Origin of the sequence: Campylobacter sp. CNRCH_2015_1657, from assembly GCF_025772685.1 — a bacterium.
GTDB lineage: Bacteria > Campylobacterota > Campylobacteria > Campylobacterales > Campylobacteraceae > Campylobacter_D > Campylobacter_D lari_D.
This window is the reverse complement of record NZ_JAKMSO010000006.1, coordinates 17001-31095: the sequence shown is the minus strand read 5'-3', so window position 1 is coordinate 31095 and position 14095 is coordinate 17001. Positions and strand designations below refer to the sequence as shown.

15 protein-coding genes and 1 tRNA gene are annotated in these 14095 nt (G+C 28.8%); 9 read left to right on the top strand and 7 right to left on the bottom strand.

Annotated features, from left to right (window positions below; genetic code table 11):
- Nucleotides 1-2 precede the first annotated feature (2 nt).
- Genes L8X27_RS05370 through L8X27_RS05345 form a run of 6 tightly spaced genes read right to left on the bottom strand, consistent with a single transcriptional unit; the run spans nucleotide 3 to nucleotide 5554 of the window.
- Nucleotides 3-2012 carry a flagellar hook-length control protein FliK gene (locus tag L8X27_RS05370; RefSeq protein ID WP_263671475.1) on the bottom strand — a complete coding sequence of 670 codons (2010 nt, stop codon included), beginning with the start codon at nucleotides 2010-2012 and terminating at the stop codon, nucleotides 3-5.
- A complete protein-coding gene (locus tag L8X27_RS05365) occupies nucleotides 2002-3198 on the bottom strand; it encodes an MFS transporter (protein WP_133319290.1) in 1197 nt (398 codons plus the stop codon). The genes L8X27_RS05370 and L8X27_RS05365 overlap by 11 nt, the downstream gene beginning before the upstream one ends.
- Nucleotides 3192-3677 (bottom strand): hypothetical protein, encoded by a 486-nt coding sequence (locus L8X27_RS05360; RefSeq protein WP_263671476.1) that lies wholly within the window; start codon nucleotides 3675-3677, stop codon nucleotides 3192-3194. Before L8X27_RS05360 ends, L8X27_RS05365 begins: the two co-directional genes overlap by 7 nt.
- On the bottom strand, nucleotides 3661-3939 hold the full coding sequence (locus tag L8X27_RS05355) for an AtpZ/AtpI family protein (protein ID WP_039641170.1): 279 nt from the start codon (nucleotides 3937-3939) through the stop codon (nucleotides 3661-3663). The genes L8X27_RS05360 and L8X27_RS05355 overlap by 17 nt, the downstream gene beginning before the upstream one ends.
- Nucleotides 3936-5213 carry a glutamate-1-semialdehyde 2,1-aminomutase gene (hemL, locus tag L8X27_RS05350; protein ID WP_263671477.1) on the bottom strand — a complete coding sequence of 426 codons (1278 nt, stop codon included), beginning with the start codon at nucleotides 5211-5213 and terminating at the stop codon, nucleotides 3936-3938. Before hemL ends, L8X27_RS05355 begins: the two co-directional genes overlap by 4 nt.
- Nucleotides 5210-5554 (bottom strand): c-type cytochrome, encoded by a 345-nt coding sequence (locus L8X27_RS05345; protein ID WP_263665624.1) that lies wholly within the window; start codon nucleotides 5552-5554, stop codon nucleotides 5210-5212. Before L8X27_RS05345 ends, hemL begins: the two co-directional genes overlap by 4 nt.
- 81 nt (nucleotides 5555-5635) lie before the next feature.
- Between L8X27_RS05345 and folD the strand changes: the two genes are divergently transcribed.
- The 5 genes from folD (at nucleotide 5636) to L8X27_RS05320 (ending at nucleotide 10622) form a co-directional block, all read left to right on the top strand.
- A complete protein-coding gene (folD, locus tag L8X27_RS05340; protein ID WP_263671478.1) occupies nucleotides 5636-6484 on the top strand; it encodes a bifunctional methylenetetrahydrofolate dehydrogenase/methenyltetrahydrofolate cyclohydrolase FolD in 849 nt (282 codons plus the stop codon).
- Nucleotides 6481-7329 carry a signal peptidase I gene (gene lepB, locus L8X27_RS05335; RefSeq protein WP_220566758.1) on the top strand — a complete coding sequence of 283 codons (849 nt, stop codon included), beginning with the start codon at nucleotides 6481-6483 and terminating at the stop codon, nucleotides 7327-7329. The genes folD and lepB overlap by 4 nt, the downstream gene beginning before the upstream one ends.
- Before the next feature lie 162 nt (nucleotides 7330-7491).
- A complete protein-coding gene (locus L8X27_RS05330; RefSeq protein ID WP_263671479.1) occupies nucleotides 7492-8658 on the top strand; it encodes a pyridoxal phosphate-dependent aminotransferase in 1167 nt (388 codons plus the stop codon).
- Nucleotides 8659-8748: 90 nt separating this feature from the next.
- Nucleotides 8749-9870, top strand: coding sequence for a tRNA guanosine(34) transglycosylase Tgt (tgt, locus tag L8X27_RS05325; protein ID WP_220566759.1), 1122 nt, complete (start codon nucleotides 8749-8751; stop codon nucleotides 9868-9870).
- Nucleotides 9864-10622: a CorA family divalent cation transporter gene (locus L8X27_RS05320; protein WP_263671480.1), complete on the top strand. Its 759-nt coding sequence runs from the start codon at nucleotides 9864-9866 to the stop codon at nucleotides 10620-10622. The genes tgt and L8X27_RS05320 overlap by 7 nt, the downstream gene beginning before the upstream one ends.
- Before the next feature lies 1 nt (nucleotide 10623).
- Here the strand turns inward: L8X27_RS05320 and L8X27_RS05315 are convergent.
- Nucleotides 10624-10700 (bottom strand) — tRNA-Arg (locus L8X27_RS05315).
- A 118-nt stretch (nucleotides 10701-10818) separates the two neighbouring features.
- Here L8X27_RS05315 and L8X27_RS05310 point away from each other — a divergent pair.
- Genes L8X27_RS05310 through L8X27_RS05295 form a run of 4 tightly spaced genes read left to right on the top strand, consistent with a single transcriptional unit; the run spans nucleotide 10819 to nucleotide 14062 of the window.
- A complete protein-coding gene (locus L8X27_RS05310; RefSeq protein WP_220566761.1) occupies nucleotides 10819-12261 on the top strand; it encodes an acetyl-CoA carboxylase subunit A in 1443 nt (480 codons plus the stop codon).
- Nucleotides 12258-12521 (top strand): hypothetical protein, encoded by a 264-nt coding sequence (locus tag L8X27_RS05305; RefSeq protein ID WP_263671481.1) that lies wholly within the window; start codon nucleotides 12258-12260, stop codon nucleotides 12519-12521. Before L8X27_RS05310 ends, L8X27_RS05305 begins: the two co-directional genes overlap by 4 nt.
- Nucleotides 12518-13237: an arginyltransferase gene (locus L8X27_RS05300; RefSeq protein WP_263671482.1), complete on the top strand. Its 720-nt coding sequence runs from the start codon at nucleotides 12518-12520 to the stop codon at nucleotides 13235-13237. The genes L8X27_RS05305 and L8X27_RS05300 overlap by 4 nt, the downstream gene beginning before the upstream one ends.
- Before the next feature lie 18 nt (nucleotides 13238-13255).
- Nucleotides 13256-14062 carry an adenylosuccinate lyase gene (locus L8X27_RS05295; RefSeq protein ID WP_263664728.1) on the top strand — a complete coding sequence of 269 codons (807 nt, stop codon included), beginning with the start codon at nucleotides 13256-13258 and terminating at the stop codon, nucleotides 14060-14062.
- The last annotated feature ends 33 nt before the right edge of the window (nucleotides 14063-14095 follow it).

Below are 14095 nucleotides of genomic sequence, written 5' to 3'. Positions count from 1 at the left end.
TTTTAAGCCCTTGTGTCAAAACCCATATTAAAGTCATTATATTCTTCTTGATTGTGAAATTTACTTTTAATTATATCGCTGATGAAAAAATTAGAGCTTAGAAGTCCTACTTTAACTAAGGCTTTTTTTAGTTCATGTGCTCTTTCATAAAGTTTTTTTCTAAAATTAGCATTTTCTATCATCATATTTATATCGATGTATTTATCATTACTTAGAGATAAAAATACATTGATTTTTCCTAATTTTTCAAATTCAAGATTAATTTGTGCATAAAATTTATCTTTTTTACCGCGTTTAAAAACTACATTAGATTTTTCTAAATCATCCCAAAAAAAAGGTAAAAAAGTATGAATGCTATTATTGGCTAAAGATAAAAGTTGGTTAAATTCAAGCTGAGCTATAAGACGATTTGCTTGATTTAGTATGCTTTCATTGTCTAAATTTTTGGCTAGATTAGAAACTTGCAAAAGAGTGGATTTAATATCTTTTTGTAATTCTGAAGAAATTTCTGTGCTATCTTTTTGGGTGATTTTTCCAAGATCTTTTATAGAAAGTTCTAATTTTTTTTCTATATTTTTTATATCATCTAAAGAATTTTTTGCCTCATAATTTTTAGGATCTAAAGCTTTTAAAACTTCATTGAGTTTTCTTCCTATTAAGCCTAGTTCTTTGTTTAGATTGTTTAAAAGCTCTTCTTGTAAATTTTGGCTAAAATTAAGATTTTTGCTTACATTTTGTTTGAAAATATCTTCTAGTAAAATTTTGCCTGAAGTGCTTTTAAATATATCCTCTAACTTAGTATTATTTGTTTGTAAATTTTGACTTTTATTATCATTTTTACTTAAATCTTCAGTATTTTTTTGTGGTGTTTTTGGCTCTTCTTTGGGGTTTTCTTTGATATCTTTACTTTGTGGTATTTTTTCTTCTTTTGTGTTTTGAATTTCTTTATCTTTTGCTATGCTTTCTTGTTTTTGTTGAGTTTCTTTTTTATCCTCTGTGCTTTTTTGTGGAGTTTTTATTTCTTCTTTTAACTCTTCTTTGATGTCTTTAGTGTGTGGAGTTTTATTTAAATTTTCTTGTGTTGTTTCGGTTTTGTTTTTGTGATTTTTTATATCTTTTAAAAGTATTATAAAATCTTTTATATTTTGGCTAAGCTCTTTTAGTATATGAGTGTTTTGAATTTTTATGTTTTCGGGTTTAGCTAGTTCTTTGTTGATAAGTGTTAAATTTTTATTAAGATTTTTGATAAAATTATCCGCAATATTTTGGAGTTTTTCTTGACTAATAGAACTTGGGTTTTTATTGATATAATTTTTAAAATTTTCTATTTTATCAAATAGCTTAAAAAGTGTTTTGTAGTTTGTATTTTCCAAAGAAATTTTATTATCTTTTTTGTGATTTTGTAAGATGTGAATAAGCTCTTTTAAGGTGCTTGTAGTATCAAGATTTTTAAGATCTAAATTACTTATATCGTGTTTTAAATTTTCACTTGTAGCGCCTTTTATAGTACTTAAAAGATTAAAAAAACTCTGTGGTAAATTTTGTTCTTTTAAAGAATGATTGAGCTTTGCTTCTAAAAATATGCCTGAATTTTTCACTAAAGATGAAAGATTTTTATTATTAATATCTTTAGCAGGCTTGACTAAATCTTCTAAAATTTTAAGCAGTTTTTCAAATTCAGGATTTTTTGAAAGCTCTACTTGGAGTTTTTTTACTTCATTGGCAAAATTAGGTGCAAAATTTAAATCTTTATGATTTTTTAATACTGCCAAATCAGGATCTTTATTGGTTTTGATTTGATCTAAAAGTTTATTAAGTAATTCTTGTAGTTTTTGATCAATTTTGCTAATATAATCTTTGGGTAATTTAACTTCAGAATCGCTTTTGGAAAATAAAGGATTTTTTAACGCTTCATTGAGCGAGGTTTTTTTGTCTGATTTTTCACTTTTATTTTCTTTATTTGTTTCATTTTTTGCAAACTGATTTTGATTATTAGAGATATTAGTTATCATCTAGCATTACCATATTACCAGGTTTTCTTTTAAATTTGGTAAGTTTTTTAAATTTTGGTTTATCGATGGCAAATAGTATCAAAATACTTAATAAAACTATATAAAAATACATAAAGCCATAAGCTTGAAAATAATACATCAAAGTTCCCAAAACTGCAGGCGCGAATAAAGCACCAAAAGAATAGGTAAAAAGAACTGCTCTGCCAAGTTCAACTCTTTTGCTAGGATTATCAAGCATATCATTTGCTCTTGCTAAAGAAAGAGCGTATAAACAACACATACCCATGCCTAGCAAAAATCCAAAAAAGTATTTTAGATAAATATTATATTCTAAAAGTAGTATGCAAAGCATAGCGCTTAAAGCAATAAAAGCACACAATATAATGGCAAATTTTCTGCTAATTTTATCAGAAAGAGTTCCGATATAAAGTTGCGAAATAAAGCCACCTACCATAGTAGAGAAAATAAAAATAGAAGCTTCTTTTGCACCAAATCCTTGTATAAGCACAAATAAAGAAGCCATGGAAAAAAAGCCATTTAAAAGCATGCCCGCTATAAAACTTGTTACTAAGGCTAAAGGCACTATATCAAAAACCTTAGGAATGGAAATTTTTGTTTTTTGTGGCAAAATAGGCTCTTTAATGCGGATTAAAAATAAAGGAATGGAAGCAAACATAATAAAACTAGCGCTTAAAATAAATACTGTATTACTTGGAAAGTCAAAAGACATAAGTAAAATTCCAAAACCTGATGATGAGTAAAATACAACCTCATAAAAGGCTATCACTCTTGAGCGAATAGTGTTTTTTGCTTTTTCATTAAGCCATGATTCTATTACCATTAAAAGTGCATAATAGCAAAAACCTAGCAAAAATCTTAAAAACATCCAAAAATAAAGATTAGAATTTAAGCTATGAAGCATGGTGGCTATACCAAAAATAATAGCAAAAATTCCAAATGATCTTATATGTCCTACTTTAGAAACTATTCTATGGGCACTAATTGTACTTACCATAGCACCAAGAAAATAACAACTTCCTATTACGCCTATATAAAAATTACTAACATTATTATGTTTTAAAATAATAGCTATGGAATTTACTGTTAAAGCACTTCCTATGAAAACAAAAATCATACCAAGAAATAATGCTGTTAGTGATCTAATCGTTCTTTTTGAGCTTAACATTTTCTTATTAAAAAATTATATATTAATACCGCTATGGGTGTGACAAACATTGCACAAAACAAGGCAAAAATACTCATTAAACCTTGAAACTCTAAAAATAAAAATCCTGCTATTAAAAACACATAAGCAAAAATTTTAAATAAAGAAAAAAAAGCTAACGCGTTTTTAAAAATACTTTTAAATTTTGGTTTTAAATCGTCATCTATATAGATAAATTTTATAATTTTTGGCAAAGAATATTGTTTTTTAGCAAAAATTTGTAAAGGTCTTTGCGTAAAATCATAATTTTTAGCTGCTTTAAAAATAGAATTTTTATAATTTAAAAAAGATATTAGAATGATTAAATTTTGAGCTAAAAAGCCAAATTCAAAGCTTATAAAGGTTTTAAAGCTTAATTCTTTGTAAAAAAAAACTCCTGCTAAGAAAAGTAAATTTAATCCTAGCAAGAGTTTTAATAAAATTTTAGGCTTTAGGATCATTTTTTAAATCTTTATAGCGATTTTCTTCTTTAAATTCTTCGTAACTTTTTACTTGTGCTTTATAGGCTTTGTAAACATTTAAAATCGCCGCAGCTACCCCTATAAACACTCCTACCCAAAAAAGCCAAACAATACCGGTTAAGTTTTTTAAAAAATAGCCTATACCAACTCCGATTAAAACAGCCACAACCATGGATATACCAAGGCTTAATCCATCTGCAGCTTCTATACCTTTGCGAATGATTTTTTGTCTTTTATTCATAATGCTTTAAAACTTTCTTGTGCTGCTTGTATAGTTTTATCAATGATTTTTTTATCCATACATTCACATATAAAACCTGTTTCAAATTGAGATGGTGCTAAATATACACCTTTGCTTAGCATCTGTGCATGAAATTTGGCAAATAATTTAGTATCTGATTTTAAAGCGTCTTGATAATTATTAACAGGGTTTTCACAAAAGAAAAATCCAAACATAGAACCAACGCAATTAACTTGCAAAGGAATTTTGCAATCATTTGCAGCTTCTTTAAAGCCTTGAGTAAGTCTTTTGCCTAGTTTTTCTAATTTTTCATATAAGCCTTCATAATTTCTTGCTTTTTTTAAGCTCGCATAACCTGCAGCCATAGCAAGAGGATTGCCACTTAGTGTTCCTGCTTGATATACCCCGCCCAAAGGACTTAATAAATCCATGATTTCAGCTCTTGCAGCAAAAGCAGCTGCAGGAATACCTCCGCCTATAACCTTACCAAAAGTTACTATATCAGCTTTTATATTATTAATCCCAAAAGAGCCAAGATATGAAGCTCTAAAGCCACTCATAACTTCATCAAAAATTAAAAGAATTTGATACTCATCACATAGTTTTCTTAGCTCTTGTAAAAATTCTATTTTAGCAGGTACTAAACCCATATTTCCTGCAATTGGCTCTATGATGATACAAGCTATATTATCATCATTATTGATTAAGTTTTTAACACTATCAATATCATTATAAACAGCTACTAGAGTATTTTTAGCTACATCGGCTAAAACTCCTAGTGAGCTTGGGGTATTAAAAGTAGCTGCACCGCTTCCAGCACTTACTAATAAAGAATCAGAATGCCCATGATAACATCCTTCAAATTTGATGATTTTATCTTTTTTACTAAATCCTCTTGCAAGACGAATAGCACTCATAGTAGCTTCAGTGCCACTACTTACAAAACGGATTTTATCCAAATGTGGCCAATCTTTTAAGATAAATTTGGCCAATTTAGTTTCAGCTAAAGTTGGCGCACCAAAGCTTGAGCCATGCTCTAATGCTTTTTTACAAGCTTTTTCAATATCCTCATCACAATGTCCAAAAAGTAAAGGTCCCCAACTTTGCACATAATCTATATAAGTATTTTCTTCTATATCGCTAATATAAGCACCTTTGCCTTGTTTGATAAATAAAGGATTGCTACCTACACTTGCAAAAGCACGCACTGGGGAATCTACCCCACCTGCTATATGCTCACAAGCTTCCTCAAAGGCTTTTTTATTGTTTTTCATTTTTTACTCCTTTTATTGCTAGTAATATAATCATAAAGTGATTTTATTTCATCTTCTGTTAGCGAGTAAGTTGGCATAATGCTTTTTGCCTCTTGAGGTTGATTTAGAATTTTTCTAAAACGCGTATAAGGAATGTTTTTAATACTTGGCACAATAAAAGGAATTTTTTCTCCATTTTTAGTGTAATAACCTAGTATTTGTTGACCTCCATTGCCATGACATTTAGCACAACTTATGCCTCTTGGATTTTTGTAAAGGGACTCTTGGTATTCTTTAGGAGAGATAAAATCTTCAGCCCAAGCACCATAAATTATAAAAAATAAAAATAATACAATTTTCATTCATTGCCTTTAACAAAAAAAGAAGTTTTGTTATGATACAATTTTTTAAGTTAAAGAAAGCTATAAAATTTAAGGAAAGAAATGACACTTTTAGATGGTAAAAAGCTAAGTGATAAGTTAAAAGAAAATTTAAAACAAGAAGTATTAGAACTTAAAGCTCAAAGTATAGAGCCTTGTTTGGCTGTAATTTTAGTAGGCGAGGATCCTGCTAGTGCTACTTATGTGGGTTCTAAAGCAAAAGCTTGCGAGCAATGTGAAATTAAGTCTTTAGTTTATAAACTTGATGTAAATACAACCCAAAATGAGCTTTTGGCTTTGATTAATACTTTAAATCATGATGATAGTATAGATGGAATTTTAGTTCAACTTCCATTGCCATCGCATATTAATAAAGATATAATCTTAGAAAGTATTAACTTTAATAAAGATGTAGACGGCTTTCACCCCTTTAATGTCGGAAATTTAAATCTTAATTTAAAAGGTGGTTTTTTACCATGTACACCTTTAGGCGTTATGAAAATTTTAGAACATTATGATATAAAATTACAAGGAGCTAGTGTAGTTGTAATAGGAGCTTCAAATATAGTAGGCCGTCCTATGGCTACTCTTTTGTTAAATGCTAATGCTAGTGTGAGTATTTGTCACATTTATACAAAAGATTTAAAAGCTTATACAAAAAATGCTGATATTGTTATCGTAGCAGCAGGTTGTCCAAATCTTTTAAAAGAAGATATGGTTAAAGAAGGTGTGGTGGTAATTGATGTTGGGATTAATAGAGTTGATGGAAAAATAGTAGGCGATGTCGATTTTGAAAATGTTAGTAGAAAAGCTAGTTATATCACTCCTGTACCAGGTGGAGTAGGGCCTATGACTATTGCTATGCTTTTAGAAAATACTATAAAATCAGCTAAAAATAGGATAAAAAAATGAAATTTTTGAAGAAAATTTATAAATTTACACAATCTTGGACGGGAACTTTAGTAGTTGTTTTATTGATTATATTTTTCTTTATACAAGCTTTTACTATACCAAGCGGTTCTATGAAAAATACTTTATTAGTAGGGGATTTTTTATTTGTAAAAAAATTTTCTTATGGTATTCCAACCCCGCATATTCCTTGGGTGGAAATTCCTGTTTTACCTGATTTTAATAAAAATGGACATTTAGTAAGTGGTGAAGGTCCTAAAAGAGGGGATATTGTGGTATTTAGATATCCGCATGAGCCAAAAATTCACTATGTAAAAAGATGTGTGGCCAAAGGTGGAGATGAAGTAGTTTTTGCAAATAAAACCTTATATGTGCGTATGGTTGAGGGTGATGAATATATGAAAGATTATTATCCTAATAAAACAAAAATCATAGGTGGAAGACTTTTTGTAAAAGAGCCTTTTGTGGAAAAAGGGATACATTATGATTCTAGAGTGGATATAGACAGTGTATTTTTTCGCTATTTAAATTTGGGGCAATTTGCTATGAAGCCTGCTTCTTTTGATGAATTAGGTGCTAATAATATTTATGGTTTTAATGCTTATTATTATAAAGTACCTGAAAATGAATATTTTATGATGGGCGATAACCGTGATCATTCTAGCGATAGTCGATTTTGGGGAAGTGTAGATTATAAATATATAGTTGGACAACCTTGGTTTATTTATTTTTCATGGGATGAAAATAAAAAAGTTAGATGGGAAAGAGTAGGGCGTTTAGTTGAAACTATAGAAAAAGATGAACGCTTTATTCATCATAATGAAAGCGACATAGAAGCTTTAGAATAATTACCCAAAGAAACAAATAAAAATAGTTTGTGTAGAAAATGTATAGTTTCTACACAAAATTTTTTAAAAATATACAATCTTGATTTTACTCGTAGAATTTTTTAAGCTCCAAGTTGTAACAATTACAAAAATTAAAATTAGTATAAGATAAAAGGATAGAAAATGCTAAGCCAAAGATCTCAAAATTTAGGAGAATCCTTAACTTTAGTAATGACTGATATAGCCAAAACTTTAAAAGCAAATGGTGAGAAAGTTATTAGTTTTTCGGCAGGTGAGCCTGATTTTGATACTCCAGAAATCATTAAAAAAGCAGCAATTGAAGCTATTGAAAAAGGTTGTGGAGCTTATACGCCAGTTGTGGGTATAAAAGAAGTTATAGAGGCTATACAATATAAATTTAAAAATGATAATAATTTAGATTATAAAACAAGTGAAATCATTACCAATGTTGGTGCTAAACATTCTTTGTTTATGGCGATTGAGTGTTTAGTTGAAGAAGGTGATGAGGTTATCATTCCAAGTCCTTATTGGGTGAGTTATCCTGAAATGGTAAAATTTGCAGGCGCAACTCCTGTGTTTATAGAAGGTGAAGCAAAAAATGGATTTAAAATCACCCCAGAACAATTAAAACAAGCTATTACTTCAAAAACTAAGGTTTTGATGTTTAATTCTCCATCAAATCCTACAGGAGCTATATATTCTAAAGAAGAAATAAGTGTTTTAGCTAAGGTTTTAGAAGGAACTAAAATAGTAGTTTTAAGTGATGAAATTTATGAAAAATTAGTTTATGATGGAGAATTTTGTGCTTTTGCACAAGTTAGTGAAGATGCTTTAAATAGAACTGTAAGTATTAATGGTCTTAGCAAATGTGGTGCTATGCCAGGGTGGCGTTTTGGATACATTGCAAGTAAAATGAGCGAGTTTAATAATGCTGTTAAAAAACTACAAGGGCAAAGTACATCAAATATTTGTTCAATCATCCAACACGCAGCTTTACCAGCCTTACTTGGAAAAGCAGATAATGATATTGAAATGATGAGACAAGCCTTTTTAAAGCGTAGAGAATTAGCTTGTGAAATTTTAGCCAAAAGCGATAAGTTAAAATTAGAACAAATTCCACAAGGAGCTTTTTATTTATTTATATCTTGCAAAGAAGTTGATAATGATTCTATGAGATTTTGTAAAAGACTGCTAGAAGAGCAAAAAGTAGCTTTGGTGCCAGGTATTGGTTTTGGCATGGAAGGGTATTTTAGGCTCTCTTATGCAACTAATGAAAAAGATATTATTGAAGGTTGTGAAAAAATCGTTGAATTTGTAAAAAACTACTAATTTCTTAAGCCTGTTAAAAACAGGCTTTCTTTCAAAAAAACTTATAAGCAAGTCTTTGGTATGATTATACAAAAAAATACAGGAAAAATAATGGAATTTGAAGTTCAATATAAAAGTGCAAATGCTAGAGCTTGTCGTATAAAAACTACACATAGTGAAATTTTAACTCCTATTTTTATGCCCGTTGGAACTTTGGCTGCGATTAAAAGTTTAGATGCTGTTGATATGAGTGAGATTTTAAATGCAAAAATTATTTTAGCAAATACTTATCATTTGTATTTAAGGCCTGGTTCTAAAGTGATTAAGCAAATGGGTGGCCTGCACGGTTTTAGTAAATTTGAAGGCTCTTTTTTAACAGATAGTGGAGGTTTTCAAGCTTTTTCTTTAAGTAAAAATTCAAAACCTGATGAAAAAGGTATTCAATTTAAAAGTCATATCGATGGAAGTTTGCACTATTTTACCCCGCAAAGTGTTTTAGATGCACAATATGATTTTAATTCAGATATTATGATGATTTTAGATGATTTAGTGGCCTTACCTGCAAGTAAAGAAAGGATAGAACTTTCTCTAAAACGCACTATAAAATGGGCAAAAGAAGCTATTGATTATCATAAGTTAAAACAAAGTCAAGGTGTGGGAATAGGGCAAAATATCTTTGGTATTATCCAAGGTGGGACTGATTTTGAAGCTAGAAAAATTTGCTCTCAAGCACTTTGCGAGATGGATTTTGATGGACTTGCTATAGGTGGATTAAGCGTGGGAGAAGAAAATGAGGCTATGTATGATACGGTTGAAGCTATGATGCCTTATGTGGATAACAATCGCCCTAGATATTTAATGGGAGTTGGCACGCCTGAAGATTTAGTAGAAAATGTAGCAAGAGGTGTGGATATGTTTGATTGTGTGATGCCAACAAGAAATGCAAGAAATGGTACTTTATTTACTAGCTTTGGAAAATTTAATATCAAAAAAGCAGAATTTATCACTGATCATGCTCCTATAGACGGCAAATGTTCTTGCTATACATGTAAGAATTTTTCAAGGGCCTATTTAAATCATTTATTTAAAGCCAAAGAATTAACCTTTTTTAGACTTGCAAGTATTCATAATTTACATTATTATTTAAATTTGGTCAAGCAAATGCGTGAAGCTATTATTAAAGATGAATTTGAAAATTTTAGAAAAGAATTTTATAGGCAAAGAATGTGTTAAATGATACTTTAAAACAAATTATTAGCAATATTAATATATCAAATGCTTATTATGAATTTGATGATTTTGATATTTTCACTCTAGATATAACTAAAAATTCTAAAAGTGTATTTGTTTTTAAAGAAAATCAAATTTTTGAGTATAAAGATGAAAATTTGATTTTATTTTCTAATACGGAATTTATAGCTATATTAAAAGAAATTTTGCAAAATGAAAAAGAAAAAAATAATACCATTAACCTTTCTATAGAAAAAAGAGAGGAGTTGATTTTAGAAAATAAAAAAGTAAAGAATTTCTTGACAAAATATTTTATATTAAAAGTCAAGCTTAGTAAAAGTTATAACATGGTTTCTTCTGTTTTAGAGGCTTGTAAAATTTGTTATAGTAAGCATCATTTTATAAAGAAAAGTTTAAAAACAATTATTTTAAATTTAGCTGTTTTGGAAAAAAATATTAAAGAAAATATATCAAGATTAGAAGGGATTTACACTTATATTAATACCGCAAGAAATGAAAAAATAAATAAAAATATTTATTTTTTAAGTATTATGTCTGCAATTTTTTTACCTTTAAATTTAATCGTTGGATTTTTTGGTATGAATACCAAAAATTTATTTTTATCTGAAAATGAATATGGAACTTACTATGTTTTGGCTGTGATTTTAACGATATTTTTTATTTTATTTTTATGGTATCAATTTAAAGATAAAAAAGAATTAGATTTGGATGAATTTTCTGTAAAAAAGAAGTAAGTGGTACGCCCAAGAGGATTCGAACCTCTGACCTTTTGAACCGCAATCAAATGCTCTATCCAGCTGAGCTATGGGCGCAAAAACAAAGAGTAATTCTATCAAAAAATTCTTAAAATTAGCAAAAATAAATATTTTTATAGAATTTTTATATTTTTATGCTAATCTTCTTTTTAATATTTTAGCTTAAGGCAAAGTCATGATACATAAGATTTTAATAGCCAATAGAGGTGAGATTGCAGTAAGGGTGATCCGTGCTTGTAGAGATTTGCATATACAAAGTGTTGCTGTTTATACTGAACCTGATTATGAGTGTTTGCATGTAAAAGTTGCTGATGAAGCATATAGAATAGGAACTGATGCCATAAGAGGGTATTTAGATGGTAAAAGAATAGTTGAGATTGCTAAAGCTTGTGGAGCTGATGCTATACATCCTGGATATGGTTTTTTAAGTGAAAATTATGAATTTGCAAAAGAATGCGAAGAAGCAGGGATTATCTTTATAGGTCCAAAATCAGATGTTATCCGCAAAATGGGCAATAAAAACATAGCAAGATATTTAATGAAAAAAAATGGAATCCCTGTAGTTCCAGGTACTGAAAAATTAAATCATTGCACATTAGAAGAAATCAAACTTCAAGCTTTAAAAATAGGCTATCCTGTAATTTTAAAAGCTAGTGGTGGTGGCGGCGGTAGAGGCATACGCGTAGTACATAAAGAAGAGGATTTGGAAAAATCTTTTGAAGCATGCAAAAGAGAAGCACTAAGTTTTTTTAAAAATGATGAAGTTTTTATGGAAAAATATGTTATTAATCCAAGGCATATTGAATTTCAAATTTTAGCAGATAATTATGGTAATATCATTCATCTTTGTGAAAGAGATTGCTCAATACAAAGAAGACATCAAAAAATCATTGAAATAGCACCTTGCCCAAGTATTTCAGAAAAACTAAGAAAAACCATAGGAGTTACTGCAGTAGCTGCTGCAAAAGCTGTGGGCTATACGAATGTTGGGACGGTTGAGTTTTTACTTGATGATTATAATAGATTTTATTTTATGGAAATGAATACAAGAATTCAAGTAGAACACCCAATTACTGAAGAAATCACGGGGATTGACCTTATCACAAGACAAATTCGTATAGCAAATGGGGAAATTTTAGATCTTGAGCAAAGCGATATAAAACCAAGAGGTTTTGCGATAGAAGCTAGGATTACAGCAGAAAATGTATGGAAAAATTTCATTCCAAGTCCAGGCAAAATTACAGAGTATTTTCCAGCTTTAGGGCCATCTGTGAGAGTGGATAGTCATTTATATAAAGACTATACTGTACCACCTTATTATGATTCTTTACTTGCAAAATTAATTGTTAAGGGCTCAAGTTATGATAGTGCAGTTAATAGACTTGAGAGAGCTTTGAAAGAATTTGTGATTGATGATATTAGAACAACTGTTCCATTTTTGATTGCAATTACCAAAATAAGAGAATTTAGAAGAGGGTATTTTGATACTTCTTTCATAGAAACACATATGGAAGAGCTTTTGGAAAAGACAGAAGATAGACACCAAGAAAATAAAGAAGAAGTAATTGCTGCTATAGCTGCAGCCTTACAAAAGATAAAAGAAAGTAGGCAATCATGAGTTTTTTAGATGAATTAAAAGATATAAAAAAAGCACTCCAAAAAGAACAAGGTCAAACAAAAAAAGAAAAGGTTAAAGCGAGTAAAAGCGGAGTTAGTATGAAAAATGCTGACTTAGATGCTATACAAAAAGACTTAGCTAAGCAAAATGAAGATAAAAAGCAAGAACAAGAATTTGAAGATATGTTTTTAAAAGAAGAGCGTTTAGCTAATGAATTTATGGAATTTGTAAAAAATAGTGATATTAAAAAGATCCAATGAATAATATTATTGGTTTTTGTACTTTAGAAGAAGAATGTCCTTATCTTGAAAATAGATGTTGTAGAAATGAGTATAATTATATATCTTTTATTAACAAAGCACAAAATCAAGAATTAGTTTCAAGAGGTTGGCGTCGCTTTGGATCATATTTTTCAAGACCAATATGTAATGATTGTAATGAATGTCAAAATTTGCGTATTTTGGTAGAAAATTTCCATTTTAGCAAAAGCTATCGTAGGGTTTTAAAAAAAAATATAGCTACTAAAATAATCTTACAAAAACCTTCTTTAAGTGATGAGCATTTATTGCTTTATGAAAAATACCACCATTATCAAAAAGATAAAAGAAATTGGAAAATTTATGATTTAAATTTTAGAAAATATTACAATCTTTATGTAGATAATGCAGGTACTTTTGGATATGAACTTGATTTTTATATAGATAATAAGTTAGTGTGTGTTGATTTGATTGATATTTTAGAAGATGGAATTTCTAGTATATATTGTTTTTATGATCCTGATTTTTCACATCTAAGTCTTGGAAAATACTCGCTTTTAACAGAAATCAAGCTTGCACAATTAAAAAAATTAAAATATATTTATTTAGGATATTTTGTAAAAGGGTGTCAATCTTTATCGTATAAAGCCGATTATAGTCCAAATGAAATTTTAAAACACACTAGTGCTTTAGATGAACAGGCATTTTTGTGGAGTTAGGTTTATAGAGAGGATTTTATGCAAGTAGTGCAAACTTTAGAATCTGTTAGTGTTAATACTGATGATTTTTTAATGTTTAAATATTTTCAAGATCTTATCCGTAAAAATTTTTCTAAAGTTATAGGTAATAAAAATAAAACCCTATCTTTTTTTGTGGAAAATGAAATTCCTCAAAGAAGATATTTTTTAAAACTTGTTAATCACAAGTATAAAAAAAATACTGGAAACCAAATCGATAATCTTGCTTTTGCGCATTATAAGACCTTTAAATTAAATCTTGCTCAAGCAAATACTTTAAAGCCTGTAATCTTTGCTAAAATAGGTTTTGCACAAAAAAATATCTTAATAACTTTAAGTTCTAATGAAAAAATGTTTGCTGTATATTTAGAGCAATATTTTAAAGATCATAAAAGCATGTATGATGAGAAAAATTGTATTTTTTCAGTAGAATACAAAGATGATAATACTTTAAATCTTTTAGAAATTTTAGCAAGCGTAAATGAGCATTTAAAATATTGTGTGGATTTTACAATCAATGAAACTCAACTTTTAGAATTTAGAAATAAAATGAAAAATAAAGCCAATACTAATTGGAAATTTAATGCTTTGGCTAAACTTTTTGAGAATTATTTCCAAACTTTAGGATGTAATTCTAATGATGATTTTGCTACTATTAGACAAAATTATCTTAATTTGGTTAAAATTTATCATCCTGATCGCCATCAAGGTAAAAGCAAAATCGAACAAGCTTATTGTCGTGAGGAATTTGAAAAAATTCAGCTTGCTTATGAGAGTTTAAAATCTTTATATAAAAACAATACATAATCTCCAAATAACATCATTTTAAGTTGCAATTTA

Bases quoted from the DNA above. Each gene is read 5' to 3' on its own strand.
- L8X27_RS05310 (WP_220566761.1), top strand. From the start codon at position 10,819: ATGATACATAAGATTTTAATAGCCAATAGAGGTGAGATTGCAGTAAGG.
- L8X27_RS05330 (WP_263671479.1), top strand. From the start codon at position 7,492: ATGCTAAGCCAAAGATCTCAAAATTTAGGAGAATCCTTAACTTTAGTA.
- tgt (WP_220566759.1), top strand. From the start codon at position 8,749: ATGGAATTTGAAGTTCAATATAAAAGTGCAAATGCTAGAGCTTGTCGT.
- L8X27_RS05365 (WP_133319290.1), bottom strand. From the start codon at position 3,198: ATGTTAAGCTCAAAAAGAACGATTAGATCACTAACAGCATTATTTCTT.
- L8X27_RS05295 (WP_263664728.1), top strand. From the start codon at position 13,256: ATGCAAGTAGTGCAAACTTTAGAATCTGTTAGTGTTAATACTGATGAT.
- hemL (WP_263671477.1), bottom strand. From the start codon at position 5,213: ATGAAAAACAATAAAAAAGCCTTTGAGGAAGCTTGTGAGCATATAGCA.
- L8X27_RS05360 (WP_263671476.1), bottom strand. From the start codon at position 3,677: ATGATCCTAAAGCCTAAAATTTTATTAAAACTCTTGCTAGGATTAAAT.
- L8X27_RS05355 (WP_039641170.1), bottom strand. From the start codon at position 3,939: ATGAATAAAAGACAAAAAATCATTCGCAAAGGTATAGAAGCTGCAGAT.
- L8X27_RS05370 (WP_263671475.1), bottom strand. From the start codon at position 2,012: ATGATAACTAATATCTCTAATAATCAAAATCAGTTTGCAAAAAATGAA.
- folD (WP_263671478.1), top strand. From the start codon at position 5,636: ATGACACTTTTAGATGGTAAAAAGCTAAGTGATAAGTTAAAAGAAAAT.
- L8X27_RS05305 (WP_263671481.1), top strand. From the start codon at position 12,258: ATGAGTTTTTTAGATGAATTAAAAGATATAAAAAAAGCACTCCAAAAA.
- L8X27_RS05345 (WP_263665624.1), bottom strand. From the start codon at position 5,554: ATGAAAATTGTATTATTTTTATTTTTTATAATTTATGGTGCTTGGGCT.
- L8X27_RS05300 (WP_263671482.1), top strand. From the start codon at position 12,518: ATGAATAATATTATTGGTTTTTGTACTTTAGAAGAAGAATGTCCTTAT.
- lepB (WP_220566758.1), top strand. From the start codon at position 6,481: ATGAAATTTTTGAAGAAAATTTATAAATTTACACAATCTTGGACGGGA.